Here is a 24,580-nt window from a genome sequence, read left to right as displayed (position 1 = left end):
GATGCTCGATGTGCAAGGCATCCACGGCTACTACGGCAAGAGCCACGTGCTGCAGGGCGTGTCGCTCGCGGTGGGCGAGGGCGAGCTGGTCACGCTGCTGGGACGCAACGGCGCAGGCAAGTCCACTACGCTGAAGGCGATCGCCGGCGTGGTGCCGCCGCGCGGTGGCCGCGTGCTGTTTCGCGGCAACGATATCACCGGACTGCCGCCCCATCGCATTGCCGCGCAGGGGCTTTGCTTCGTGCCGGAGCATCGCGGCATCTTCAAGCTGCTGACCGTCGAGGAGAACCTGAAGCTCGGTGCCCGGCGCGATTCTCCGTGGCAACTACACGACGTGTACCAGATATTTCCGCGCCTGCGCGAGCGCCGCCGCAACAGCGGCGCGAATCTCTCGGGCGGGGAGCAGCAGATGCTGGCCATTGCCCGCGCGCTGATGAATCATCCCCGTCTGCTGATGCTGGACGAACCCGTGGAAGGGCTGGCACCGGTGATCGTCGAGGAGATCGTCGCGCAGTTGAAGGCGATCCGCGCGGCCGGCGTGCCGATTCTTCTGGTCGAACAGAACCTGGAGGTCTGCACGCAGCTGGCCGATCGGCACGTGATCATCGAACAGGGCGCGGTGGTCTACACCGGCAGCAATGCCGAGTTCATCGCCGACGAGGCGGTCAAGGACCGCTACCTCGGCGTCGGCCTGGCGGCCTGAATGGAACGACGTAGCGGACGAGAGTCGACGGACATGGCAGAAGACACCACCAACAACACCCGGGCCGGGACCGCACAGGGCGGCAACGCACAGGCCGGCACCGCGGCGCTGCGTATCGACGGCGCCCGCCTGTGGGACGCGTTGATGCGGCTGGCGCAGATCGGCGCGACGCCCAAAGGCGGCGTCTGCCGGCTCGCGCTGACTGACCTTGATCGCCAGGGGCGCGACTTCTTCGTTGCCGAGGCGAAGGCGATCGGCTGCACGGTACGCGTCGATGCGATCGGCAACATCTTTGCACGCCGGCCCGGCCGCGACGACACGCTGCCTCCGGTGATGACCGGCAGCCATATCGATACGCAACCGACCGGCGGCAAGTTCGACGGCAACTATGGCGTGCTGGCCGGGCTCGAGGTGTTGCGCACACTCGCCGACGCCGGCATCGTCACCGATGCGCCGCTCGAGGTCGCGGTATGGACCAACGAAGAGGGCTCGCGCTTCGTGCCGGTGATGATGGGCTCGGGCGCCTTCATCGGCGAATTCGCGCTGGATCATGTGCTGGCGCAAACGGACCGCGATGGGGTGCGCGTCGGCGACGCGCTGCGCGAGATCGGCTATGCGGGAGAGGAACCGGTCGGCGGCCGCGCAGTGGGCGCGTATTTCGAAGCCCATATCGAACAGGGACCGGTGCTCGAAGCGAACGACACGGTGATCGGCGTGGTCACGGGCGCCCTCGGGCAACGCTGGTATGACGTGGTGCTGACCGGCATGGAGGCGCATGCCGGCCCGACGCCGATGGCGCTGCGGCGCGACGCACTGCTGGCGGCGTCGGAACTGGTCGGCATCGTCAATCGCATCGCGCTGGACCATCCTCCGCACGGACGCGGCACGGTCGGCTGCCTGTCGGTCCATCCCGATTCGCGCAACGTGATCCCCGGACGCGTGTCGATGACAGTGGACCTGCGCGCGGCCGACGACACCGTGCTGTCGGCGATGGACGCCGCATTGCATCACGCCTGCCACGCGCTGTCCGCGCGCTCGGGCATCGATATCGACGTCAGGCAGGTGGTCTACTTCCCGCCGCAGCCCTTCGAGCCGCGGCTGGTGCAGGCTGTGCGCGACGGCGCCGCGCAACTGGGGCTGTCGGCAATGGAAGTGGTCAGCGGCGCCGGCCACGATGCCGTCTATCTGGCCCGAGTCGCGCCGACCGCGATGATCTTTGTGCCCTGCAAGGATGGCATCAGCCATAACGAGATCGAAGACGCGCGCCCCGAGCATCTGGAAGCGGGCGCCAATGTGCTGCTGCACGCGATGCTCGACGCCGCGCGTCGGGGCTGACGCCTCTGCCTGGCACGGCCTCCGATCCACCGCCGTATCAACCGGACCCCGCGATGAAAATCCTGATCGCCCGCCTGAACCACGAGACCAATACCTTCTCGCCGGTGCCCACGCCGCTGGCGTCGTTCGATCCGCGTTATGGCGAGGACGGCTACCGCGCCGCGCGCGGCACGCGCACTGCGGCCGGCGCCTTTATCGATCTTGCCGAGGCCACCGGCGCGCAGATCGTCGTTCCGGTCATCGCCGGCGCCAATCCGAGCGGCCGCGTCGCGGCGCAGGCCTATACCGCGCTGTGCGACGCGATCGTCGAGGCCGCGCCGGGCTGCGACGCGGTGATGCTGGACCTGCACGGCGCGATGGTGGCCGAGAACAGCGACGACGGCGAGGGCGACTTGCTCGAACGGCTGCGGGCCGTGCTGCCCGACGCGCCGATCGCGGTCGCGCTGGACCTGCACGGCAACATTACGCAGAAGCTGATCGACCATGTCGACGTGGCGGTCAGCTTCAAGACCTATCCGCACGTGGACATGTACGAGACCGGCGAGCACGCGGGCCGGCTGCTGCTGGACCATATCGCGGGCCGTACCAGGCCGGTGGTCGCCTGGCGCCGCTTGCCGCTGCTGACGCATACGTTGTGCAGCCGCACCGATCAGGGCGCGATGCAGCGCGCCCTGGCGCTGGCCAAGCAGGCGGAGGCGGAAGGCATGCTGGGGGTGTCGGTGCTGGCCGGCTTCGGCCTGGCCGATATCGCTGCGCCTTGCCTGAGCGTGATCGTGGTCGGCGACGGCGATGCAGCGGCTGCCGACGCGGTCGCGCAACGCATTGCGCAGCAGATCTGGGACGATCGCCCCGGCTTCGTCTACGACAGCGAGCCGCTGGCCAAGTCCATCGCACGTGCTGGCGAACTCGCCAACGCGCCGGGGGAGGGCCCGGTGCTATTGCTCGATCACGGCGACAACTGCATGTCCGGCGGCACTTGCGACAACATGGCCGTGCTGCACGAAGCGTTGGCGCAGGGCCTGACAGGCATTGCGGTCGGGCCGGTGTGCGATCCGGAAGCGGTGGCGGCATTGGTCGCTGCCGGCGTGGGCGCCACGGTGACGCTGCCGGTCGGCGACAAAGTCGCCTTGACCCAGCTCGGCGTCTATCCGCAATCGAAACCGTTGACCGGCAAGGTCGCCGCGCTCGGCGACGGCGAATACGTGATCAGCGGTCCCACCTATACCGGCCAGCGCATCCGCATGGGGCGCAGCGCCCTGCTCGATATCGGCGCGGCGCAGATCGTGATCGTCGAAACGCCGCAGGAGCATTGGGACCTCGGCATCTTCACGCATATCGGCGTAGACCCGCATCGCGCCCGTTTCCTGCTGCTGAAATCGCGCATGTACTGCCGGCCAGTGTTCGTGCCGATCGCACGCGCCGTGGTCGAATGCGACGGCGAGGGGGTGACCAGCTCGCGCTACGAGCGCTTCCCGTTCCAGCGCGTAGCGCGGCCGGTCTATCCGCTCGATCCCGACACGCGCTGGCCGTAAAACGCCCGCGATAAAGGAGGGCGGGCCGATCCATCGGCCCGCATCTCTCGCTCGGTCCGCCGCGGAGAGCATCAATCGCGCAATTCCGGCGGCAGTTTGCCGCCGTTCCGGGCCAGTTCCTGCATCACGCGCTTGTGCAGCCACGTGTTCATGGCGGCCGAGTCGTTCATGTCGCCGTTGTATTGCAGTTCGCGGGCGAGCTCCTTGCGGTGCTCCAGGCTGCTGTCGAGCCCGAGCGCCTTCATCGTGTCGACGATCGACGTGCGCCAGTTCAGCTTCTGGCCGCTCTGCTGGGCCAGGTCATCGAGGATCTTCTCGACGTCGACCTCCGACAGCGGCGCGCTTGCTGCTCCGGTCGCGGTTCCGGCCGCGGTACCGCCGGCCGTGGTGTTCCCGCCGCCGGTGCCCGCCGTCACTGGTGCCGTGGCCGGGGGCGCGGCCCCCTGCGTCTGACCGGTCGCGCCGGTCTGCGGCTGGCCCGCAGTGCCGGTCTGCGGCTGCTGCGCCTGCGTGGACGCCTGCGTGGAAGGCTCGGGCCGCGCCTTGCCGCGCAGCCTGTTCAGGATTTCGCCAAAGATGCTCATTGCAGATCCTCCGGTTGCGATGTGCTGCCAAGTGCTGCGATGTACTCGGCTGTGCAGGGGGCAGCCCAAAGTTCGGGCTGCGCCACGCCACCACGCAGGATCCGCGCCACGGCGCCACAGCCGATGCCGTCGTGAGGCGGTCTCGGCTAGGCGGGTACTTTTGACAAGGATTGCCGCTTTTATTGAGCGCGCCAAAGCAGACGGGCCGCATCGCGGCCCGTCCGGCTTGTCACTGCGTCGATCAGGCGATCGTCATCTGCGCCGTACCGAGCCGGAACGTCGACACCGCCTGCTTCAGCCGCTGGGCCTGCTCCTCCAGCGAGCCCGCCGCTGCCGCCGCCTGCTCCACCAGCGCGGCGTTCTGCTGCGTCACGGTGTCCATCTGCGTGACCGCCTGGTTCACCTGCTCGATGCCGGCGCTCTGCTCGGCCGAGGCCGCGCTGATCTCTCCCATGATGTCGGTGACGCGTTTGACCGCGCCCACGATCTCGTCCATGGTTTGGCCCGCTTCGGAGACCAGCTGCGACCCCTTCTCGACGCGCTCGGCGGAGGCGTCGATCAGCGACTTGATCTCCTTGGCTGCGGTGGCGCTGCGCTGCGCGAGGCTGCGCACCTCGCCGGCAACCACCGCGAAGCCGCGGCCCTGTTCGCCGGCGCGCGCGGCTTCGACCGCGGCGTTCAGCGCCAGGATATTGGTCTGGAAGGCGATGCTCTCGATCACCGCGATGATGTCGGTGACCTTCTTCGACGCGCCGTGGATTTCGTCCATGGTGTCGACCACCTGGCCGACCACATTGCCGCCCTTGACCGCGATGTCGGAGGCGTCGACCGCCAGCCGGCTGGCCTGCTTGGCGTTGTCGGCGTTCTGGCGAACGATGCTGGTCAGCTGCTCCATGCTCGATGCCGTCTCCTGCAGCGAGGCGGCCTGCTCCTCGGTACGTTGCGACAGGTCGGTGTTGCCGCTGGCGATCTGGCTGGTGCCCGTCGCGATGGCTTCGGTGCCGACGCGCACCTCGTTGACGATGCGCAGCAGGTTGCCGTTCATCTCGGCGAGAGCCTGCAGCAGCTGGCCGGTCTCATCCTTGCTGTCGACGTCGATGCGGGCGCTGAGGTCGCCGGCGGCAACGGTGCGCGCGATGTTCACCGCGCGATGCAGCGGACGCGTGATGCCGCGGGTCAGCCAGATCGAGAACGCGATGCCGATGCCCAGCACCAGCACGCCAAGCGCGATCAGCCGGCTGCGCGCGGTCTGGTAGACAGCCTGGATGTCGCGCGCGGTGGCGTCGATGCTGGCGCGCTGGATGTCGAGCAGCTTCTGGATTTCGCCGAGGTAGGCGTCGCCGGCCGGCACGAATTCCTTTTCCAGCACGGCATTCGCTTCGTCCGTCAGGCCTTCCTGCTTGAGCGTGGTGATCTTGTCGCGCGAGTTGTTGTACGGGTCGCGCACGCGCAGGATGGTCTGGAAGGCCTGCTTTTCCGCATCGGTGGTCAGCATCGGCTCGATCTTGTCGCGCAGATCGGCAATCGCCTTGACCGAGGCCTTGGTTTCGTTCGCGAAGAACGCGCCGAGCGTCGGATCCGAGCTCTTGGCCACCGCGGTGGTGCGGCGCACGCTGGTATGCATGTAGCGATACCAGTCGCTGACCAGCCGTTCCTTCGCCAGCGGCTGCTGCATCATGTCATGCGTGCGTTCCGCAACCTGCTGCAGCCGCAGGACACCTAGTCCGGTCATCAGCGTGGACAGCAGCAATACCACGCCAAAGCCGATGCCAAGGCGCGCCCCTATTCCCAAGTTTTTCATTTCTTCTACCTGATGGACATTGAATCGCGGCGAAACGAAAAGCGCGCGGACATGCCGCGCGCAGATGCGGTTTCGCTCTGTTCGCTTTTGTGTTGCCGCCCGTTCGCTGACGATTGCTTCGGGGGTCGATGTCAGACAACGGCAATTGACGGGAAAACTTGAGCGGAGACGGGGCAGTCGGGAGAAGAAAGACGAGGAGAAAAGAGACGGGAAACCGATCGGTTCAGCTCACTCGTCGGCGAAGCATTCGACCAGAAATTCGACCACTGCCCGTACCCCCGGCAGCTGCCCGCGCCGATGCGGCATCACGATCGAGGTCATCACGCGGCCCGCAGTCCAATCGGGCAGTACGCGCACCACCTCGCCGCGCTGCAGGGCCGCCCGGCAGACCGACAAGGGCAGGCAAGCCACGCCCAGACCGGCCACGGCCGCGCTCAGCAGCGCGGTCGATTCGTTGGCGGTCATGCGCCGGCGCGGACTGACCGCAACCGTCTCGCCATCGCGGTCCAGTCGCCAGCTTGTCGCCATCGGACCCGTCAGCAGCGCGTCGTGGCCGGCCAGCGCCTCGGGCGTCTGCAAGGGGCCGGCAGCGTCGAGATAGCGTGGTGCGGCGACGAGGACGATCGGCTCGGACGACAGCAGCCGCTGCACCAGCTCGGAGTCGGGCAGCGGCGTGAAATGGCTGCGGATCGCGAGGTCGTAGCCCTCCTCCGCGACATCGACGAAGCGGTCGGACACGTCCAGCTGGATATGCAGCCTGGGGTAAGCGATCGCCAGTTCGGGCAGCCGCGGTGCCAACGTCTGCTGCGCGACCGGCACCGAGGTAGTCAGCCGCACCGTGCCGCTCGGCTCGGCGGCGCGCTGGCGCACCACGTCATGCGCGGCCTCGGCCTCGATCAGCGCGGCGCGCGCGTGCTCGTGGAAGGCACGGCCGACATCGGTCAGCGTAAAGCTGCGGGAACTCCGGTGGATCAGCCGCGCCTCCAGCCGCTGCTCGAGTTCGGCCACACGCTTGCTCAGCGTCGACTTCGGAATGCCGAGCTGCCGGGAGGCCGCCGCAAAGCCGCCATGTTCCACGGCGGCGACAAACAGGGAAAGGTCGTTCAGATTGAGCATCGAAGTCGGGGGCAACTCATATCAAAGTCCATGAATATGGACGTTGCGTTGAATTTTTACCGACTACCGCTCCAATGTCTACAAATCTATAGTCTCTCCGTCGGCCCGGCGTTCGGGCCCTTTGATCGGAGAAAACAATGACCCCCATCCTGTTCTATGGCGTCCCGTCGGGCTGCTCGTTCGGTTCCATCGTGGCGCTCGAATGGCTCGGCCAGCCGTATCGGCTGAGCCGGATCGAGATGCCCGAGGTTGTCACCAGCGAAGCCTTCCGTCGCATCAACCCGGTGGGCGAAACCCCGGCGTTGGCCACCGATACCGGCGCGATCGTGACGGAAAGCATGGCCATCATGAACTGGATCGGCGCACGCGGCATCGAGGCGTCGATCGGCTTTGCCCAGGGTACGCCGGAATTCGACCGGCTCAACCAGATGCTGGCTTACCTGAACACGACGTTCTTCAACGCCTTCGTGCCGCTGTGGCATCTGTATGAACACGCCAGCGACGACACCACCAAGGCGGTGCTGCGTGAATACGGCACGGCCAAGGTGAAGAAGGCGCATGCGCAGCTGGACGCGATGCTGGGCGATCGTCCGTGGCTGCTGGGCGATCGGCGCACGGTGGCCGATGCCTACTTCGCCGGCATTGCGCGCTGGACCGACTATCACGGGGTGGTGAACCGTGCCGACTATCCGAACCTGGACCGGCTCTATCGGCAACTGCAGGACGATCCGGCGGTGCGCTTCGCGCATGGGATCGAGGCGGAAGGGGAAGTGAAGTCGGCCGGCGGCTTCGTCGGTCACGTCGACCTGGAGCAGGCCTGGGCGGAAATCGTCGCCAAGCGCGAGCAGCGCCTGGCAGCCTGAAGCGGTGAAGGGCCCGGCGGCATATGGCGCCGGGCCATCGCTGTTGCTGTCTCTGTCGCTATCTCAGTCGCTATCTCTGTCGTTACCCCTGTCGCTTATTCGTCGTCGCTGTACAGCACGCGGCCGACCACGCCGGCGGCGATCGCCCCGACGATCGGCGCCACCCAGAACAGCCACAGCTGATGCATGGCCATGCCGCCCACCATCAGCGCGGGGCCGGTCGAGCGGGCCGGGTTGACCGAGGTGTTCGACACCGGGATCGTCACCAGGTGGATCAGCGTCAGGCACAGGCCGATGGCAAGCGGGGCCAGCGCGCCGTGCGCGCGTTGCGACGTCGCGCCCAGGATGATCAGCACGAAGAAGAAGGTGGCCAGCACCTCGGTGGCGAACACCGGCATCATGCCGAAGCCCGACGGCGAGCCGGCGTCGAAGCCGTTGGCGGCCAGGCCGCTGACGGTGACGTCAAAGCCGGGCTTGGCGTCCATCAGCTGCAGCAGCACCAGCGCGGCGAGCGCGCCGCCGATCACCTGCGCCACGATATAGACCGGCGCTTCCTTCCACGGGAAGCGGCCCGCGGTCGCCAGGCCGACCGTCACGGCCGGATTCAGGTGGCAGCCCGACACCGGACCCACCGCATAGGCCATGGTCAGCACGGTCAGGCCGAAGGCCAGCGAGACGCCGGCAAAGCCGATGCCCAGGTGCGGAAAGGCGGCCGCCAGAACGGCCGAGCCGCAGCCGCCGAATACGAGCCAGAACGTGCCGAAGGCCTCGGCAAGGGGGCGCTTGAAGTGCATGGATCCTTCTCCCGATTTGAATGTGGCGCGCCGCACGGACACGCGGGGGCGACGTCCGATAGGTCGCAGCGTGCGGGTGGATTCTAGGTGCCGCTTACGGCAATGTCATGACTCAAAGCGCACTCTTTGCAGTCGTTCACAATTGACGAGGTTAATGGACCGGGCCTCGAGCCGCGCGATCGCGAATGCTGTCGTGCCAGCCGATGTACTCGAACGCTAGCTGTCAGAAAGAAGCACTGGTGGGAGGAAGGCATTCGATCGGCAATGTCAGGCTGTCTTCGGCTCGAAGCCGAAACCGAACGCGCGCCGTGCGTTGTCTCGATGGGACGGTCGCCGCCATTGGACCGCGCCGCGTCGCAGCATGACAACGCACCCACCGGCGCCGAAGATTTTGGATGTGTGTCGGCTGGCGAGCCGGCAGGGTGCCGCGACGATGCCATTGCGAGAGCCGTATGTACAAAGTCTATTGGACCACCTACGACCCCGACGGCGCGCCTACCGCGCATGCCGAGGACTACGGCTCCGATCAGCTGGCCGCCGTGCTGGCGCGTTGCGAGGCGCTGCGGGCGCGGCAGCGCGCCGGGGAGCCGGTCGGGTTCGTGACGATGGTGTCGGAGAATCCGTATAGCGTCGGGCATCCAGGGGCGGCCGATGTCGAGCCAGGCTATGCCTGGTACAAGCGGCGGCCGCCGCCGCGCTAGGTCGCGGCAGGATGCCGGCGGCTGCGCCGGCTTACTGCACCGCTTCGATATCGCCCATCCACGGACCGAGTTCGCGCCGCAGCGTCGACAAATCGATCGGCTTGCCCAGCACGCGGGCGCCGGCGATCGGCTCCTGCAGGTCGGCACCGGCGCCATAGCCGGTCATCAGCACCACGTCGATATGCGGTTGCTGGGCGCGCAGCGCCACCGCCAGCGCGTCGCCGGCCATGCCGGGCAGCGTGATATCGGTCAGCAGCACATCGAAGCGCCGCGCGCCCGCCAGCTGCAGCGCTTCTTCCGCCGAGCCCGCCGCGGCGCAATCGAGACCGAAACCTTGCAGGACTTCCTGCATCGCCTCGCGCGACGGCACGTCGTCCTCGACCAGCAGGACGGCAGCGGCCACGCCATCCCGCGCGGACGGGGAGAGCTGGACCGGCGACGGACCGCTGTTGCGGCGATGCGCGTCCAGCACGGCCCGCACCGCCCGGGCCAGATCGTCGCGCCGATAGGGTTTGTTCAGCAGCGTCACGCCGTGGTCGAGCTTGCCGAGGTGGAAGATCTCGTCGCGCGTATAACCGGAGGCGAACAGCACCGGAATCGGCGGCCGGCGCTGCGCGGCGCGGCGCGCCAGTTCGCCGCCCTTGATCGTGCCGGGCATGATCACGTCGGTAAACAGCAGGTCGATGCCGATGCCGCTGTCGATCAGCGACCAGGCGGCGTCGCCATTGGGGGCGATGCGCACGCGATAGCCCAGCTGGGCCAGCATCTCGACGGCGGTGATGCGCACATCGGGATCGTCCTCGACCACCAGGATCGTCTCTCCACCGCCCACCGGCGCGGGTTCCTGTTCGGCGGCCTCGGGCGTCTCGGCTTCGAGGCAGCGCGGAAAGAACATCTGCACGGTGGTGCCGCGGCCGACCGTGCTCTGGATCGCGATATGGCCGCCGCTCTGCTTGACGAAGCCGAACACCATGCTCAGGCCCAGGCCGGTGCCGTGGCCGTCCGCCTTGGTGGTGAAGAACGGTTCGAAGGCGTGTTCCAGCACGTCGGCCGTCATGCCGGTGCCGGTGTCGGACACGCGGAAGACCACGTAGTCGCCGTCCGGCCGTTCCGGCGCGTTGGCGGTCCAGGTGTCGGCGCCGGCGTCGGGTGAGGGCACGCCATCGAGCACGATATTGGCGGCCGAGATGGTCAGCGTGCCGCCGCCGCGCATCGCGTCGCGGCCGTTGATGGCGAGGTTCAGCAGCGCGTTCTCGAGCTGGTTGCGGTCGGCCTTGACGTTCCACAGGTCGTCGGGCGTCCGGGTTTCGACCTTGATCGCCTCGCCCAGCGCGCGATGCAGGATCTCCGCCATGCCGCCGATCAGTCGGCCGGGGTTGATCACTGCCGGCGACAACGGCTGGCGGCGCGCAAAGGCCAGCAGATGGGAGGCCAGCTTGGCGCCGCGGCGCACCGCGTTGGCGGCGGTCGCGATGCGGCCCTGCGCGATCGGGTTGTCGCCGGCTTCGGCGGCGAGCATCTGCAGATTGCCGCTGATGACCTGCAGCACGTTGTTGAAGTCGTGGGCGATGCCGCCGGTCAGGTTGCCGATCGCCTCCATCTTTTGCGCCTGGCGCAACTGGCCCTCGGCCAGCGCGCGCGCCGCGATCGCGTCGGCGATGCGTTTTTCCAGCGTCTCGGTCAGCTGTCGCAGCGCCTGCTCGGCCAGCTTGCGCTCGTCGATGTCGATCAGCACGCCCGGGAAGCGGTAAGGCTCGCCATGCGAGTCGAACTCGCACTGGCCGTTGGCCTGGACCCACAGATAGCTGTCGTGCGCGCGCCGGATCCGGTATTCGGCGCGGAACGGCGCGCCGGTGCGGATCGCCTCGTCGGTCAGGCGGGCGAGCTCCGCGATGTCGTCGGGGTGGATCACGGCGTTGATGATTTCGCGGGGCACGCCCTGCACCGCCTGCGCCAGCCCGACCGAGAAGGTCCGTGCGAAGCGTTCGTCACCGGTCAAGGTGTCCGAGGCGATGTCCCAGACCCAGGTGCCCAGCACCGCGCCGGTGTTGAGCGCCAGTTGCAGCCGTTCGTTGGCCTGCTGCAACGCGCTCTCGGCTTCCTGCCGCCAGCGCTCGGTCAGCACGCGCTCGGTGGTTTCGACCACCACCGCGAGCACGCCGGCCGGGACGCCGTCGTCATTGGCCACCGGGCTGTAATAGAGATCCATCCAGACGTCCTCGGGACGTCCGTTGCGCAGCAGCACCAGTTCCTTGTCGCGGAAGGACAGCGTGCCGCCGGCCAGGCATGTCTGCATCACGTGTCGGTTGAAGTCGGCCACCTCGGGCCAGCCCAGCTCGACCGGGCAGCCGAGCAGATACGGATGCCGGCCGCCCGCGAACACGGCGTAGGCATCGTTGTAGATCATGTAGCCCTGTTGGCCCCACAACATCACCATCGGCACCGGCGAGGCAAGCAGAAGCCGGACCGCGGCGCACAGGCTGGGCTTCCAGCTGTCGATCGGACCAAGCTCGGTGGTGGACCAGTCGAACGCGCCGATGCGCTGGGCCATTTCGCCGTGCCAGCCGGAACAGTCGTGATGTTCTGCCAGGAGTGGCATGGTGTGAAGCGAGAGTGGCGACAGGGAGATTGTGCTGGCGGACAAGGCGTTTGCCAATGCCGGCGCCCCGGAAGGGCGGCTCAGCAGCCCCACCGCTATATATATAGAGCCAGAGGCGAGCGCCGGGGCAGGGGACTGTGGCGCCCCGACACGGCGGGCAGGCCGCAAAGGGGCTGGGAAGGTGAGCGCGGCGGCGGGGAGCCGCCGCGCCGGCCTCAGTGGCGAGTCGTCAGTGGCGAGTCGTCAGTCGCGCGTTTCCAGCGCGCGGTTGATGCGCAGCGCCAGCATCGTGCACGCGACACCCGACAGCAGATAGATGCTGACCGCGACCAGGCCGAACTTGACCGACAGGCCGAGGGCGACCAGCGGCGCGAAGGCGGCGCCGAACAGCCAGGCGAAGTCCGAGGTCAGCGCCGCGCCGGTATAGCGGAAGCGCCGTTCGAAGTTCGAGGTCACGGTGCCGGAGGCCTGGCCATACGACAGGCCCAGCAGCAGGAAGCCGATCAGGATGAACAGGTCCTGCCCTGCCTCCTCGCCGCCGAGCAGCATCGGCGTGAACAGGCTGAACACGCCGATCAGCGTCGCCAGCAGGCCCAGCGTGGTGCGCCGGCCGATGCGGTCGGCGATCCAGCCGGACAGGATGGTGCCGACGATGCCGACCAGCGCGCCGGCGATCTGCACCTTCAGCACGCTGTTGACGCTTTGGGTCGCCTGCAGCGCCAGCCAGGACAGCGGGAACACCGTCACCAGGTGGAACAGCGCGTAGCTGGCCAGCGAGGCGAAGGCGCCGATGAAAATGTTGTAGCCCTGGCCGCCCACCATTTCGCGGGTGCTGATCGGCTCCAGCTCGCCTTCCTCCAGCAGCCGGGTGTATTCCTCGGTCACCACCAGGCGCAGCCGGGCGAACAGCGCGACCACGTTGATGGCGAAGGCCACGTAGAACGGATAGCGCCAGCCCCAATTGAGGAAGTCGTCCGCCGCCAGGTTGGCGTGCAGGTACAGGAACAGGCCGCTGGCCACCAGGAAGCCGATCGGCGCACCGAGCTGCCCCAGCATCGCGTACCAGCCGCGCCGGTCGGGCGGCGCGTTCAGCGCCAGCAGGGAGGGCAGGCCGTCCCAGGAGCCGCCGAAGGCCACCCCTTGCAGGAAGCGGAACACCGCCAGCATCACGATGGCGTTCTGGCCCAGCGAGGCATAGCCGGGCAGGAAGGCGATGCCGACCGTCGAACAACCGAGCAGGAACAGCGCGGCGGTCAGCTTGACGCCGCGGCCCCAGCGCCGCTGGATCGCCATGAACAGCGCGGTGCCCAGCGGGCGCCCGATAAAGGCGAACGCAAAGATGGTGAAGGCGTAGAGCGTCCCTTCCAGCCGCCCGGCGAACGGGAAGAACACCGCCGGGAAGACCAGCACCGACGCGATGCCGTAGACGAAGAAGTCGAAGTACTCGGAGGCCCGGCCGATGACGACGCCGGTGGCGATCTCGCTCGGCGCGACGGGCGAATGCGGTCGGTCGTCGCTGGCGGCGAGTGAAGGGAAAGGCGCTTGCGAATCGTGCGTGATACTCGACATGCTTCCTCGCTAAATCAGGATAGCGCTACGCCGGACGGACGCGCCCGCCAGGCGCCGCGACCATTGGGACAAAATGTCCAATTCTCCGCGCTTGCCGAATAGAGTACATTTCGCCTCGGTTGTAAAAGCTGCGTCCGTCGCACCCGAAGCATTCGTAGTACCAGTCTCCCCCAAGACGGCTACGCTATTTCCTCTGCCGGCAATGCCCCTCATTAATACCATTCGCGGGTTGATTTTGCTGCCCGCCATTACCCTATTGACAGGTTGTAATGCTGTGTTGTTGTCTCCTTCGGGTGACATCGCGGTACAGCAACGTAACCTAATATACATCTCCACGGCGCTGATGCTGCTGATCATCGTCCCGGTGATCGCGCTGACGCTGTTCTTCGCCTGGCGGTATCGGGCGTCGAACAAGAACGCCACCTACTCGCCCGACTGGGACCATTCCACGACGCTGGAACTGGTGATCTGGTCGGCGCCGCTGCTGATCATCATCGCGCTGGGCGCAATTACCTGGGTCAGCACCCATGCGCTGGACCCGTACCGGCCGCTGGAGCGGATCGACGCCAAGCGTTCTCTGCCGACCAACGTCAAGCCGTTGACGGTGGAAGTGGTGGCGCTCGACTGGAAGTGGCTGTTCTTCTATCCGGAGCACGGTATCGCCACGGTCAATGAGATGGCGGCGCCGGTCGACCGTCCGATCCAGTTCAAGATCACCGCGTCGACGGTCATGAACTCGTTCTTCGTGCCGGCGCTGGCAGGGCAGATCTACGCCATGCCGGGCATGGAGACCAAGCTGCACGCCGTGATCAACAAGCCGGGCGAGTACGAGGGCCTGTCGGCCAACTACAGCGGCGCCGGCTTCTCGGGCATGCGCTTCAAGTTCCACGGCCTGGACGAGCAGGGCTTCGATGCCTGGATCGCCAAGGCGAAGGCCAGCGGCCAGACCCTGACGCGCGAGGATTATCTGAAGCTGGAACAGCCGAGCGAACGCGAACCGGTGCGCTACTACGCCAGCGTCGACAAGGGTCTGTACGACAAGATCCTGAACCGCTGCGTCGAGGCGAACCGCATGTGCATGAACGAAATGATGGCGATCGACGAGCAGGGTGGCCAGGGCAAGCCCGGCGCCTTCAACGTCGCCACGCTCGACCCGGCCACCCGCGCCCGCCTGGGCCTGCAGGATGCGCCGGTGCGCAGCTATGTCGGCGGCATGTGCACGGTCGCCGATCCGGACGGTTCCGGTGCCTTCGGCCCGGCGGCCTCCACTTTTGCGCCGGCCGGCGAATCCGCCGCCGTGACGCTTCCCCAGCTTCCTCTTACACAACGCGCTGTAGCCGGCGTTGACCAGCATGCTTGACAGTTTCGACCTCACCAAGCTCATTTTCGGCCGTCTCTCCTGGGAGGCGATCCCGCTTCACGAGCCCATCCTGATCGCCACCTTCGCGGCGGTCGTGCTCGGCGGCCTGACGCTCCTGGGCGCGCTGACGTACTTCCGCGCCTGGGGCTACCTGTGGCACGAGTGGTTCACCAGCATCGACCACAAGAAGATCGGCATCATGTACATCGTGCTCGGTCTGGTGATGCTGCTGCGCGGCTTCGCCGACGCGATCATGATGCGTCTGCAGCAGGCGATCGCCTTCGGCGACAACATGGGGTATCTGCCGCCGCATCACTACGACCAGATCTTCACCGCCCACGGCGTGATCATGATCTTCTTCGTGGCGATGCCGCTGGTAACGGGCCTGATGAACTACGTGGTGCCGCTGCAGATCGGCGCGCGCGACGTCGCCTTCCCGTTCCTGAACAACTTCAGCTTCTGGATGACCACCGCCGGCGCCGTGCTGGTGATGGTGTCGCTGTTCGTCGGCGAATTCGCCAAGACGGGCTGGCTGGCCTATCCGCCGCTGTCGGGCATCCTGCAGAGTCCGGACGTGGGGGTGGATTACTACATCTGGGCCTTGCAGATAGCGGGGATCGGCACACTGCTCTCCGGCGTCAACCTGCTGGTGACCATCGTCAAGATGCGCGCCCCGGGCATGACGATGATGAAGATGCCGGTCTTCACCTGGACCTCGCTGTGCACCAACGTGCTGATCGTCGCCGCCTTCCCGGTGCTGACGGCCGTGCTCGCGCTGCTGTCGCTGGACCGCTACGTCGGCACCAACTTCTTCACGAACGACTTCGGCGGCAACCCGATGATGTACGTGAACCTGATCTGGATCTGGGGCCACCCTGAGGTGTACATCCTGATCCTGCCGGCGTTCGGCATCTTCTCGGAAGTGGTGTCGACCTTCTGCCGCAAGCGCCTGTTCGGCTATGCGTCGATGGTCTACGCGACGGTCGTGATCACGGTGCTGTCGTACCTGGTCTGGCTGCACCACTTCTTCACGATGGGTTCGGGTGCCAGCGTCAACTCGTTCTTCGGCATCACGACGATGATCATCTCGATCCCGACCGGGGCGAAGATCTTCAACTGGCTGTTCACGATGTACCGCGGCCGCATCCGCTTCGAAGTGCCGATGCTGTGGACGGTTGGCTTCATGGTGACCTTCGTGATCGGCGGCATGACCGGCGTGCTGCTCGCCGTGCCGCCCGCCGACTTCGTGCTGCATAACAGCCTGTTCCTGATCGCCCACTTCCACAACGTGATCATCGGTGGCGTGCTGTTCGGCCTGTTCGCCGGCATCAACTACTGGTTCCCGAAGGCGTTCGGCTTCAAGCTCGACGAGTTCTGGGGCAAGGTCTCGTTCTGGTTCTGGCTGGTCGGTTTCTATGCCGCGTTCATGCCGCTGTACGTGCTGGGCCTGATGGGCGTGACCCGCCGCGTCAGCCACTTCACCGATCCGTCGCTGCAGATCTGGTTCCAGGTCGCCGCCGTCGGTGCGTTCCTGATCGCGATCGGCATCGCCGCCTTCCTGATCCAGCTGGTGGTCAGCTTCAAGCGCCGCGCGCAGCTGCGCGACGTGACCGGCGATCCGTGGGATGGCCGCACGCTGGAATGGTCGACCTCGTCGCCGCCGCCCGCGTACAACTTCGCGTTCACGCCGGTGGTGCATGACAACGACGCCTGGTGGCAGATGAAGGACCGCGGCTACCAGCGTCCGCAGAAGGGCTTCCTGCCGATCCACATGCCGAAGAACACCGGTGCGGGCATCATCCTCGCCGGCCTGTCGACGGTGCTGGGCTTTGCGCTGATCTGGCACATGTGGCTGCCGGCCGCCGTCTCGTTCGTCGCCTTGCTGGCGGTGGCGATCGGCCACACCTTCAACTACCAGCGTGACTACTACATCCCGGCGGAGCACGTCGTCCGCACCGAGGAAGAACGCACCCGCCTGCTTGCACAACATGCTTGACACCATCGCAACCCAACCGGCCGGCGCCAGCGGCGCGCCGGTCCGCGGCGGCTCCAACGAGCTGCGCTTCTACCTGCCGACCGAGCATCATCCGCAGAACGGTACGATGCTGGGCTTCTGGCTGTACCTGATGAGCGACTGCCTCATCTTCGCCTGCCTGTTCGCCGTGCACGGCGTGCTCGGCCGCAGCTATGCGGCGGGCCCGTCGGGCGCCGACCTGTTCGACCTGCCGCTGGTGGCGCTGAACACGTCGATGCTGCTGCTGTCGTCGATCACCTACGGCTTCGCGATGCTGGAGATGCAGCGCAACAAGCTCAAGGGCACGATGGTGTGGCTGGCCATCACCGGCCTGCTGGGCGCGGCCTTCGTCGGCCTCGAACTGTACGAGTTCTCGCACCTGATCCACGAAGGTGCGGTGCCGCAGCGCAGCGCGTTCCTGTCGTCGTTCTTCACGCTGGTCGGCACCCACGGGCTGCACGTGACCTTCGGCATCATCTGGCTGATCACGCTGATGTTCCAGCTGAACAAGCACGGCCTGATCGCGGCCAACAAGCGCCGCCTGATGTGCCTGTCGCTGTTCTGGCACTTTCTGGATGTGGTCTGGATCGGCGTGTTCACCTTCGTCTATCTGATGGGAGTCATGGTATGAGCGCCCACGACTATTCGTTCTCGAACCTGGCCGACCAGGGCAAGGCCGGCCATCACGGCGATCACGGCCATGGCCACGACGATCACCACGATCACGACGATGGCGCCGCGCATGGCACCCTCAAGAGCTATGTGATCGGCTTCGTGCTGTCGGTGATCCTGACGGCGATCCCGTTCTGGCTGGTGATGGGCAAGGTCATCGACAACCAGAACACCACCGCACTGGTGATTCTGGGCTTTGCCGCCGTGCAGATCGTGGTCCACATGATCTACTTCCTGCACATGAACACCAAGTCGGAAGGTGGCTGGAACATGCTGGCGCTGATCTTCACGATCGTGCTGGTGGTCATCACGTTGGCAGGCTCGCTCTGGGTCATGTATCACATGAATACGAACATGATGCCGACGATGACGCACGACATGAAATCGATGCCTTGACCTCGCCTCGACTCGCAAAACACAGCCCGGATCGCAAGCCCGTTCCCCGCAGCCCGGCCACCCTCGCGGTGCTGGCGCTGCTGGCGGTACTGGCTTTCGCCGGGCTGTTTGCTTTGGGCACCTGGCAGGTCGAACGCCGCGCCTGGAAGCTCGATCTGATCGAACGTGTCGAGGCGCGGGTGCATGCGCCGCCGGTCGACGCACCCGCGCCGGAGCGCTGGCCGCTCGTCAACGCCGCAGCCGACGAATACCGGCATGTCCGCGTGACCGGGACCTTCCTGCACGATCGCGAGACGCTGGTGCAGGCCGCCACCGCGCTCGGCGGCGGCTTCTGGGTGATGACGCCGATGCGGATGCGCGACGGCACCGTGGTGCTGATCAACCGCGGCTTCGTGCCGCAGGAGTACCGCGGGCGCGAGACCCGTGCGGACAACGAGCCCACGGGGGAGACCACGGTCACCGGGCTGCTGCGCATCAGCCAGCCCGGCGGCGGCTTCCTGCGCAGCAACGACCCCGCAGCCGAGCGCTGGTATTCGCGCGATGTGCAGGCCATCGCCGCGGCGCGCGGGCTCGAGCGGGTCGCGCCTTACTTCATCGATGCCGATGCCGATGCCGATGCCGATGCCGGTCCGCAGGCCGCGCCTGGCGCGAACGCCGCGCCGCGCCGCTGGCCGGTCGGCGGGCTGACCGTGGTGACTTTCCACAACAGCCATCTGGTCTATGCGCTGACCTGGTACGGGCTGGCGCTGATGGTGCTGGGCGCCGCCTGGTACGTCGGCCGCGAGGAACTTCGGCTGCGCCGCGGCCGATGAGGGACAATGCGGGACATGCTGGCCCGCCCCGCCTGCCGTGCATGACCCGTATGCCCGCCATGCCGGGCATGCCTTGGCCCGCGGCGCCCCGGTGGCTCGCTTCGATCGCCGGCGCCATCCTGCTTCGACCCTGACGATGCCTCTTTCCACCGATTCCCCCCTGAAGCCCGCCGGCCCGGCGCTGGGGGCTGCCAATGGCGCCCCTGCTCCCGAGCGGCGGGGCGAGCGGGCGCGCGATGCCACCGCCCGCAAGAACATGGAGCAGCTGATCGAGCTGCGCTGGATCGCGGTGCTCGGCCAGGTCGCCACCATCAGCGTGGTGCATTTCGGCCTGGACGTGCCGCTGCCGGTCAACCAGATGCTGGCGGTGCTGCTCGGTCTGATCGCCTTCAACGCGCTGAGCCTGCTGCGGCTGCGCTTTGTCGCCGAGGTCTCGCAGACCCAGCTGTTCGTTTCGCTGCTGGTCGATATCGGCATGCTGACCGCGCTGCTGTATCTGAGCGGTGGCGCCTCCAACCCCTTCGTCTTTCTCTATCTGCTGCAGGTGATCCTCGGCGCGGTGCTGCTGCAGGCGTGGTCGATCTGGGTCATCGTGGTGGTCACCGCTTCGTGCTTCGCCGGGCTGGCGCTGGTCGGCAAGCCGCTGGCGCTGCCGCCGGACCACGAGCAGGGCCTGGGCAGTCTCTATATCCAGGGCATGCTGATCTGCTTCGTGCTGAACGCGGCCCTGCTGGTGGTCTTCATCACGCGGATCATGCGCAATCTGCGCGCCCGCGACGAGCATCTGGCCGACCTGCGCCAGCGCGCCGCCGAGGAGGAGCACATCGTCCGCATGGGCCTGCTGGCCTCGGGCGCCGCGCACGAACTGGGCACGCCGCTCGCCACGCTGGCGGTGATCCTGTCCGACTGGCGCCGCATGGAGCCGTTCTCGAAGGACCCCGAACTGCTGCAGGAGCTCGGCGAGATGCAGACGCAGGTGCAGCGCTGCAAGTCGATCGTCAGCGGCATCCTGCTGTCGGCGGGCGAGGCGCGCGGCGAGGCGCTGACCGAAACCACGGTGCGCCGCTTCGTCGACGATCTGGTCGCCGAATGGCGCGCGACGCGGCCGGTCGGCGAGTTCTCCTACGAATACCGCTTCGGCCAGGACCTGCCGATCCTGTCGGACTCGGCCATCAAGCAGATGGTCTGCAACGTGCTGGACAACGCGCTGGAGGCCTCGCCGCGCTGGGTCGGGCTCGACGTGCGGCGCGAGGATGATACGCTGGTGCTGTCGGTGCTAGACGAAGGCCCCGGTTTTGCGCCGCAGATGCTGGAGCGGCTGGGCAAGCCCTATCAGTCGAGCAAGGGCCGGCCGGGCGGCGGACTGGGTTTGTTCCTGGTCGTCAACGTCGCCCGCACGCTGGGCGGCAGCGTGTCCGCGCTCAACCGTCCGCAGGGCGGCGCCGTGGTGACGATGAAGCTGCCGCTGGCGGCAATCACGCTGGAAGAGGAGGCCGAAGATGCAGCCCAATGACCCCGAGCACAACACCGCGGCGGTCGGCGAACCCACCACGGAGGGCCGCGTGCTGATGATCGTCGAGGACGATGCGGCCTTCGCCCGCACGCTGCGCCGCTCGTTCGAACGGCGCGGCTATCAGGTCCTGCATGCGACCAGCCTCGAAGGCATGAACGAACTGCTGAAGGAGCATTCGCCCGGCTATGCGGTGGTGGACCTGAAGCTCAAGGGCGAGGCCTCGGGCCTGGCTTGCGTGCAGGCGCTGCACGCGCACGATGCCGACATGCTGATCGTGGTGCTGACCGGCTATGCCAGCATCGCCACCGCGGTCGAGGCCGTCAAGCTCGGCGCCTGCCACTATCTGGCGAAGCCCTCGACCACCGACGACATCGAGGCCGCCTTCGAGCGCGCTACCGGCGATGTGGACGTCGAGGTCACCGGTCGTCCCACTTCGATCAAGACGCTCGAGTGGGAGCACATCCACGAGACGCTGGCTGCGACCGGCTTCAATATCTCCGAGGCGGCGCGCCGGCTCGGCATGCATCGCCGCACGCTGGCGCGCAAGCTGGAGAAGCAGCGGATCAAGTAGTCCGACGGCCGCGCCCGGGCGCTCCCGCCGCGCCCGCCGTCGTGCTTGCCGTGGCCCCCGCGATGGCGTCCGCCTTGCCGCTGCCCAGTGGCTGGAATTCCGGCAACGGCCGGGACGCCACTTCACGGGCCTCGCCGATCTCCATCCCCAACCCGCACAGCACGGTCGCTGCCACGGCCCGATCGTGACCGGCCGGCGTGAGCCCATGCGCCACGCTGCGCATTGCCTGCGAGATCGTCCCGCTGATCATGTCCATTGCCGCCGCCTCGCTGGCGATGCGGAAGCTGCCCTGCTTGACGCCTAGACGCAGATCCGCCAGCGCGTCGCTGCTGATCTGCCGGATCAGCGACGGGGAGACCGACACCACGTCGAGCAGGACCAGCGCCCACTGTGGGCTTTGGTGCGCCAGCCACAAGTACCGGCGATTGCCGATGGCCATGCGTTCCGCGCCCGCAGGGATATGCGCGTAGCTATCTGATATCCGCTGACATAGCGTCTGACCGACCCACAAGGCGATCGCCTCGATGATCTGGCTGCGCGATTCGAAGTGGTTATAGACGGTGGCCGGCGTCATGCCGGCAACGCCGGCGATCTCCTGGATCGTCGCCGCGCCGATACCCCGCGTCGAGATCACCTGAATTGCGGCGGCGAGCAACTGCCGCCGCGTACGTTCGCGCTTGGGAAGGGGCGTGGCCGATACCGTCAGCGTGTCGTGCAACTCGGGCGGCAACGGCGGCATTGACAACGCCATGCCGGCTGCTATATTTTGCATGCCATCCATTTTTAGATGGTCCATATAAATTTGGATTACCAATGTGATTTTACCGCGATTGGAGCGAGACGACGATGCAGGCCGCAATCAAGCTGGGATATCTGGTGTTCGAGGTGCGCAAGCCCCACCGGTGGGCGCAGTTCTGTGAAGGCATGCTGGGTTTGCCGGCGCCGCTGAGCAATACCGACGGCAGCCTCGGCTTTCAGCTGGACGAGGCGGCGCAGCGGCTGGTGGTGCGGCCCGGCGGCGCGGACGATGTCGCCGCGCTGGGACTCGAGTGCGCCAGCGATGCGGTGCTCGACGCGCTGCTGCGCCGCCTCGAACAAGCCGGCCATACGGTCGAGCGGGACCTGGCCGCGTTGGCGCGGGCGCGGCGCGTCCAGCGGCTGTGTCGCGTAATCGACCCGGCCGGCAATGCGGTGGAACTGCATACCGGCCCGCAGTCCGCGGGCAGGCCTTTCGCTTCGAAGCTGGTATCCGGCGGCTTTTGCACAGGCGAGCTGGGTCTTGGCCACGCCGTGCTGGTGAGCCGCGATCCGGTGGCGATGGTGCGCTTCTATGTCGACGGGCTCGGGTTCGGCATCAGCGAACGGCTGGCGACGCAGATCGGGCCCGTCACGTTGGGTGGGGTGTTCCTGCATTGCAATCGTCGGCACCATTCCGTGGCGATCTTCGATCTGCCGTGGAAGAAGCGTCTGCACCATTTCATGTTGCAGACACGGGAACTGGCCGATGTCGGCGCCGCCTTCGAACGCGCCGGGAGGCTGAAGGTCCCGCTGAGCCTCGGGCTGGGGCAGCATCCCGATCCCGACGGCACCTTTTCCTTCTATGGCCGCACGCCGTCCGGCTTCGATTTCGAGATCGGCGCCGGCAGCAAGGAGATCGAGCCACGCGGCTGGCGGCCGGTGTCGGCGACGATGACCAGCAGCTGGGGGCACAAGCCGCGCCTGCAATTGCGGTTGCGGATGGCAGCCGCCATGATCGGCCGACGTCGGCATGCGGCCTGAAGCGCGGCGCAGAGGCACGGATCTCCGATTGAGGCTTACGGTATGACGAAGGCAGGGCTTCATCGGTACGTAAACGCCGATGGGGCATCGCGAATACAATGGCAGCGGTGATTTTAGAAAAATAAGTCGGTCCGCGCGCACTGGTACGCGCCGCCGCACCAATCGCTAGGAGACATCCCGTCATGCAGATCGCGTCCCTGCTGGACCAGCCGCTCGGCAATCTCGCCGACTGCGTGCGTGCCCACGCCAACGCCCGCCCCGAGCATCCCGCTGTCATCGACGATCGGGCCAGCCTGTCGTATCGCGAGTTCGACGGGCTGATCGACCGCGTGGCCGCCGCCCTGCAGCGCGATGGGCTGCAGCCGGGCGATGCGCTGGCGATCTGCGCCGCCGCGTCGATCGAGTATGCGGCGGTATTCCTCGGCGGGCTGCGCGCCCGCGTCGCCATCGCGCCGCTGGCACCGTCGTCGACGCCGCAGGCGCTGGCCGGCATGATCGCCGACTCGGATGCGAAGCTGCTGTTCGTCGACGCACCGGTGCTCGATGCCCTGCAGGGCGCCGGCATCGAAGCCACGGTGCCGCGCATCGGTCTGCGCGGCGCGCCGACCGGCAACCTATTCGAGCAATGGCTGGCGCCCGCCGGCAGCCGGCCGCGCGAGACGCCGCTGCGAGACGGGCAGGTCTTCAACATCATCTATTCGTCCGGCACCACGGGCGCGCCCAAGGGCATCGTGCACGACCACGCGCTGCGCTGGAACCAGATCCGCCGCGTCAACGAGACCGGCGGCTACGGAGCCGACGCAGTGACGCTGATTGCCACGCCGCTGTATTCGAACACCACGCTGGTCAGCTTTATCCCGACGCTGGCGCTTGGCGGCACCGTGGTGCTGATGCCGAAGTTCGACGCACAGCGCTATCTCGAGCTGGCCGAGCGGCATCGCGTCACCCACGCGATGCTGGTGCCGGTGCAATACCAGCGGCTGCTGGCCCGCGAGGATTTCGATCGCTACGACCTGTCGTCGTTCCGGATGAAGTTCTCGACCAGCGCGCCGCTGTCCGCCGCGTTGAAGGCGGACATCCTGCGCCGCTGGCCGGGCGGGCTGGTCGAGTACTACGGCATGACCGAAGGCGGCGGCAGCTGCGTGCTGGCCGCGCACGAATTCCCGGACAAGCTGCATACGGTCGGCAAGCCGATGGAAGGGCACGACATCCGGCTGATCGACGACGACGGCAACGAGGTGCCGGTGGGCCAGATCGGCGAGGTGGTCGGGCATTCGAACACCATCATGACGGGCTATCACAAGCAGCCCGACAAGACCGCCGCCGCGGAGTGGTACGACGCCACCGGCAAGCGTTTCATCCGCACGGGCGACGTGGGCCGCTTCGACGAGGACGGCTTCCTGACGCTGATGGACCGCAAGAAGGACATGATCATCAGCGGCGGCTTCAATATCTATCCGAGCGACCTCGAAGCGGTGCTGCAGCAGCATGCGGACGTGGTCGAATGCGCGGTGGTCGGCGTGCCGTCGCAAAGCTGGGGCGAGACGCCGGTCGCCTTCGTGGTGTTGCGCGAGGGCGCTGCCGTCGACGCCGAAGCGCTGCGCGAATGGGTCAACGCGCAGGTCGGCAAGACCCAGCGGCTCGCCGCGCTGGAACTGTGCCCGCAGCTGCCGCGCAGCGCGATCGGCAAGGTGCTCAAGCGCGAGCTGCGGGATGGGTTTCGTGGGGGCAGGGGGCTCGACTGAGCGTTGTCGCGAGGCAGGCGCCGTTGCCCTCTCCCCCGCCCCTCTCCCGCGAGCGGGAGAGGGGAGCAAACCGGCGAGGCGCCAGACTCTTGCCAACTGTGTTCTCCCTCTCCCCCTCAGG

General features: G+C 67.0%; 21 protein-coding genes. 14 read left to right on the top strand and 7 right to left on the bottom strand.

Annotated elements, in window-relative coordinates; translation table 11 throughout:
• Nucleotide 1 precedes the first annotated feature (1 nt).
• The 3 genes from HTY53_RS09840 to HTY53_RS09830 are packed head-to-tail and all read left to right on the top strand — an operon-like array spanning nucleotide 2 to nucleotide 3,570.
• A complete protein-coding gene (locus HTY53_RS09840) occupies nucleotides 2-703 on the top strand; it encodes an ABC transporter ATP-binding protein (protein WP_174106448.1) in 702 nt (233 codons plus the stop codon).
• A 33-nt stretch (nucleotides 704-736) separates the two neighbouring features.
• Nucleotides 737-2,038 carry a Zn-dependent hydrolase gene (locus HTY53_RS09835; protein ID WP_254599890.1) on the top strand — a complete coding sequence of 434 codons (1,302 nt, stop codon included), beginning with the start codon at nucleotides 737-739 and terminating at the stop codon, nucleotides 2,036-2,038.
• A 53-nt stretch (nucleotides 2,039-2,091) separates the two neighbouring features.
• On the top strand, nucleotides 2,092-3,570 hold the full coding sequence (locus HTY53_RS09830) for a M81 family metallopeptidase (RefSeq protein ID WP_174106317.1): 1,479 nt from the start codon (nucleotides 2,092-2,094) through the stop codon (nucleotides 3,568-3,570).
• A gap of 71 nt (nucleotides 3,571-3,641) precedes the next feature.
• Here HTY53_RS09830 and HTY53_RS09825 read toward each other — a convergent pair whose 3' ends face one another.
• From HTY53_RS09825 to HTY53_RS09815, 3 genes are all read right to left on the bottom strand, one after another.
• The gene (locus HTY53_RS09825) at nucleotides 3,642-4,154 is read right to left on the bottom strand and encodes a DUF3597 domain-containing protein (RefSeq protein WP_174106316.1); all 513 of its coding nucleotides are present in this window, start codon (nucleotides 4,152-4,154) and stop codon (nucleotides 3,642-3,644) included.
• 241 nt (nucleotides 4,155-4,395) lie between these two features.
• On the bottom strand, nucleotides 4,396-5,955 hold the full coding sequence (locus HTY53_RS09820) for a methyl-accepting chemotaxis protein (protein WP_174106315.1): 1,560 nt from the start codon (nucleotides 5,953-5,955) through the stop codon (nucleotides 4,396-4,398).
• A gap of 228 nt (nucleotides 5,956-6,183) precedes the next feature.
• A complete protein-coding gene (locus tag HTY53_RS09815) occupies nucleotides 6,184-7,071 on the bottom strand; it encodes a LysR substrate-binding domain-containing protein (protein WP_174106446.1) in 888 nt (295 codons plus the stop codon).
• 137 nt (nucleotides 7,072-7,208) lie between these two features.
• Here HTY53_RS09815 and HTY53_RS09810 point away from each other — a divergent pair, with 137 nt between their 5' ends.
• Nucleotides 7,209-7,934, top strand: coding sequence for a glutathione S-transferase family protein (locus HTY53_RS09810; protein ID WP_174106314.1), 726 nt, complete (start codon nucleotides 7,209-7,211; stop codon nucleotides 7,932-7,934).
• Nucleotides 7,935-8,029: 95 nt separating this feature from the next.
• Here HTY53_RS09810 and aqpZ read toward each other — a convergent pair whose 3' ends face one another.
• On the bottom strand, nucleotides 8,030-8,728 hold the full coding sequence (gene aqpZ, locus HTY53_RS09805; protein ID WP_174106313.1) for an aquaporin Z: 699 nt from the start codon (nucleotides 8,726-8,728) through the stop codon (nucleotides 8,030-8,032).
• Nucleotides 8,729-9,180: 452 nt separating this feature from the next.
• On the opposite strand from aqpZ, the gene HTY53_RS09800 reads away from it, so the two are divergent.
• Nucleotides 9,181-9,429, top strand: coding sequence for a hypothetical protein (locus tag HTY53_RS09800; RefSeq protein WP_174106312.1), 249 nt, complete (start codon nucleotides 9,181-9,183; stop codon nucleotides 9,427-9,429).
• A gap of 31 nt (nucleotides 9,430-9,460) precedes the next feature.
• On the opposite strand, the gene HTY53_RS09795 is transcribed toward HTY53_RS09800, so the two are convergent.
• Complete coding sequence (locus HTY53_RS09795) at nucleotides 9,461-12,028, bottom strand: hybrid sensor histidine kinase/response regulator (RefSeq protein WP_174106311.1); 2,568 nt, start codon at nucleotides 12,026-12,028, stop codon at nucleotides 9,461-9,463.
• 243 nt (nucleotides 12,029-12,271) lie between these two features.
• On the bottom strand, nucleotides 12,272-13,597 hold the full coding sequence (locus HTY53_RS09790) for an MFS transporter (RefSeq protein ID WP_174106310.1): 1,326 nt from the start codon (nucleotides 13,595-13,597) through the stop codon (nucleotides 12,272-12,274).
• A 202-nt stretch (nucleotides 13,598-13,799) separates the two neighbouring features.
• Here HTY53_RS09790 and cyoA point away from each other — a divergent pair, with 202 nt between their 5' ends.
• From cyoA to HTY53_RS09755, 7 genes are all read left to right on the top strand, one after another.
• Complete coding sequence (gene cyoA / locus HTY53_RS09785; protein ID WP_174106445.1) at nucleotides 13,800-14,957, top strand: ubiquinol oxidase subunit II; 1,158 nt, start codon at nucleotides 13,800-13,802, stop codon at nucleotides 14,955-14,957.
• A complete protein-coding gene (gene cyoB / locus HTY53_RS09780) occupies nucleotides 14,950-16,953 on the top strand; it encodes a cytochrome o ubiquinol oxidase subunit I (protein ID WP_174106309.1) in 2,004 nt (667 codons plus the stop codon). Before cyoA ends, cyoB begins: the two co-directional genes overlap by 8 nt.
• Entirely contained in the window at nucleotides 16,946-17,602 is a 657-nt protein-coding gene (gene cyoC / locus HTY53_RS09775; protein ID WP_006577860.1) for a cytochrome o ubiquinol oxidase subunit III, read from the top strand. The genes cyoB and cyoC overlap by 8 nt, the downstream gene beginning before the upstream one ends.
• Nucleotides 17,599-18,039 (top strand): cytochrome o ubiquinol oxidase subunit IV, encoded by a 441-nt coding sequence (gene cyoD / locus HTY53_RS09770; protein ID WP_174106308.1) that lies wholly within the window; start codon nucleotides 17,599-17,601, stop codon nucleotides 18,037-18,039. The genes cyoC and cyoD overlap by 4 nt, the downstream gene beginning before the upstream one ends.
• The gene (locus HTY53_RS09765; RefSeq protein WP_438820943.1) at nucleotides 18,036-18,851 is read left to right on the top strand and encodes an SURF1 family protein; all 816 of its coding nucleotides are present in this window, start codon (nucleotides 18,036-18,038) and stop codon (nucleotides 18,849-18,851) included. Before cyoD ends, HTY53_RS09765 begins: the two co-directional genes overlap by 4 nt.
• Nucleotides 18,852-18,987: 136 nt before the next feature.
• The gene (locus tag HTY53_RS09760) at nucleotides 18,988-20,364 is read left to right on the top strand and encodes an ATP-binding protein (protein ID WP_174106307.1); all 1,377 of its coding nucleotides are present in this window, start codon (nucleotides 18,988-18,990) and stop codon (nucleotides 20,362-20,364) included.
• Entirely contained in the window at nucleotides 20,351-20,935 is a 585-nt protein-coding gene (locus HTY53_RS09755) for a response regulator transcription factor (RefSeq protein ID WP_174106306.1), read from the top strand. Before HTY53_RS09760 ends, HTY53_RS09755 begins: the two co-directional genes overlap by 14 nt.
• Here HTY53_RS09755 and HTY53_RS09750 read toward each other — a convergent pair.
• Nucleotides 20,928-21,794, bottom strand: a complete 867-nt coding sequence (locus HTY53_RS09750; protein WP_174106305.1) for a TetR/AcrR family transcriptional regulator — start codon at nucleotides 21,792-21,794, stop codon at nucleotides 20,928-20,930. The genes HTY53_RS09755 and HTY53_RS09750 overlap by 8 nt on opposite strands.
• On the opposite strand from HTY53_RS09750, the gene HTY53_RS09745 reads away from it, so the two are divergent.
• Both HTY53_RS09745 and HTY53_RS09740 read left to right on the top strand, forming a co-directional pair.
• Complete coding sequence (locus HTY53_RS09745) at nucleotides 21,782-22,714, top strand: VOC family protein (RefSeq protein WP_174106304.1); 933 nt, start codon at nucleotides 21,782-21,784, stop codon at nucleotides 22,712-22,714. The genes HTY53_RS09750 and HTY53_RS09745 overlap by 13 nt on opposite strands.
• Nucleotides 22,715-22,896: 182 nt before the next feature.
• Entirely contained in the window at nucleotides 22,897-24,459 is a 1,563-nt protein-coding gene (locus tag HTY53_RS09740; protein WP_174106303.1) for a class I adenylate-forming enzyme family protein, read from the top strand.
• Nucleotides 24,460-24,580: the final 121 nt, after the last annotated feature.

It is taken from the genome of Cupriavidus gilardii, assembly GCF_013314895.1.
Lineage (GTDB): Bacteria > Pseudomonadota > Gammaproteobacteria > Burkholderiales > Burkholderiaceae > Cupriavidus > Cupriavidus gilardii_C.
The sequence above is the reverse complement of the archived record's forward strand: the minus strand, read 5'-3'. Positions and strand labels throughout refer to the sequence as shown.

Bases quoted from the DNA above. Each gene is read 5' to 3' on its own strand.
- HTY53_RS09790 (WP_174106310.1), bottom strand. From the start codon at position 13,597: ATGTCGAGTATCACGCACGATTCGCAAGCGCCTTTCCCTTCACTCGCC.
- cyoD (WP_174106308.1), top strand. From the start codon at position 17,599: ATGAGCGCCCACGACTATTCGTTCTCGAACCTGGCCGACCAGGGCAAG.
- HTY53_RS09840 (WP_174106448.1), top strand. From the start codon at position 2: ATGCTCGATGTGCAAGGCATCCACGGCTACTACGGCAAGAGCCACGTG.
- HTY53_RS09825 (WP_174106316.1), bottom strand. From the start codon at position 4,154: ATGAGCATCTTTGGCGAAATCCTGAACAGGCTGCGCGGCAAGGCGCGG.
- aqpZ (WP_174106313.1), bottom strand. From the start codon at position 8,728: ATGCACTTCAAGCGCCCCCTTGCCGAGGCCTTCGGCACGTTCTGGCTC.
- HTY53_RS09740 (WP_174106303.1), top strand. From the start codon at position 22,897: ATGCAGATCGCGTCCCTGCTGGACCAGCCGCTCGGCAATCTCGCCGAC.
- HTY53_RS09810 (WP_174106314.1), top strand. From the start codon at position 7,209: ATGACCCCCATCCTGTTCTATGGCGTCCCGTCGGGCTGCTCGTTCGGT.
- HTY53_RS09760 (WP_174106307.1), top strand. From the start codon at position 18,988: ATGCCTCTTTCCACCGATTCCCCCCTGAAGCCCGCCGGCCCGGCGCTG.
- HTY53_RS09745 (WP_174106304.1), top strand. From the start codon at position 21,782: ATGCAGGCCGCAATCAAGCTGGGATATCTGGTGTTCGAGGTGCGCAAG.
- HTY53_RS09815 (WP_174106446.1), bottom strand. From the start codon at position 7,071: ATGCTCAATCTGAACGACCTTTCCCTGTTTGTCGCCGCCGTGGAACAT.
- HTY53_RS09800 (WP_174106312.1), top strand. From the start codon at position 9,181: ATGTACAAAGTCTATTGGACCACCTACGACCCCGACGGCGCGCCTACC.
- cyoB (WP_174106309.1), top strand. From the start codon at position 14,950: ATGCTTGACAGTTTCGACCTCACCAAGCTCATTTTCGGCCGTCTCTCC.
- HTY53_RS09755 (WP_174106306.1), top strand. From the start codon at position 20,351: ATGCAGCCCAATGACCCCGAGCACAACACCGCGGCGGTCGGCGAACCC.
- cyoA (WP_174106445.1), top strand. From the start codon at position 13,800: ATGCCCCTCATTAATACCATTCGCGGGTTGATTTTGCTGCCCGCCATT.
- HTY53_RS09830 (WP_174106317.1), top strand. From the start codon at position 2,092: ATGAAAATCCTGATCGCCCGCCTGAACCACGAGACCAATACCTTCTCG.
- cyoC (WP_006577860.1), top strand. From the start codon at position 16,946: ATGCTTGACACCATCGCAACCCAACCGGCCGGCGCCAGCGGCGCGCCG.
- HTY53_RS09795 (WP_174106311.1), bottom strand. From the start codon at position 12,028: ATGCCACTCCTGGCAGAACATCACGACTGTTCCGGCTGGCACGGCGAA.
- HTY53_RS09835 (WP_254599890.1), top strand. From the start codon at position 737: ATGGCAGAAGACACCACCAACAACACCCGGGCCGGGACCGCACAGGGC.
- HTY53_RS09820 (WP_174106315.1), bottom strand. From the start codon at position 5,955: ATGAAAAACTTGGGAATAGGGGCGCGCCTTGGCATCGGCTTTGGCGTG.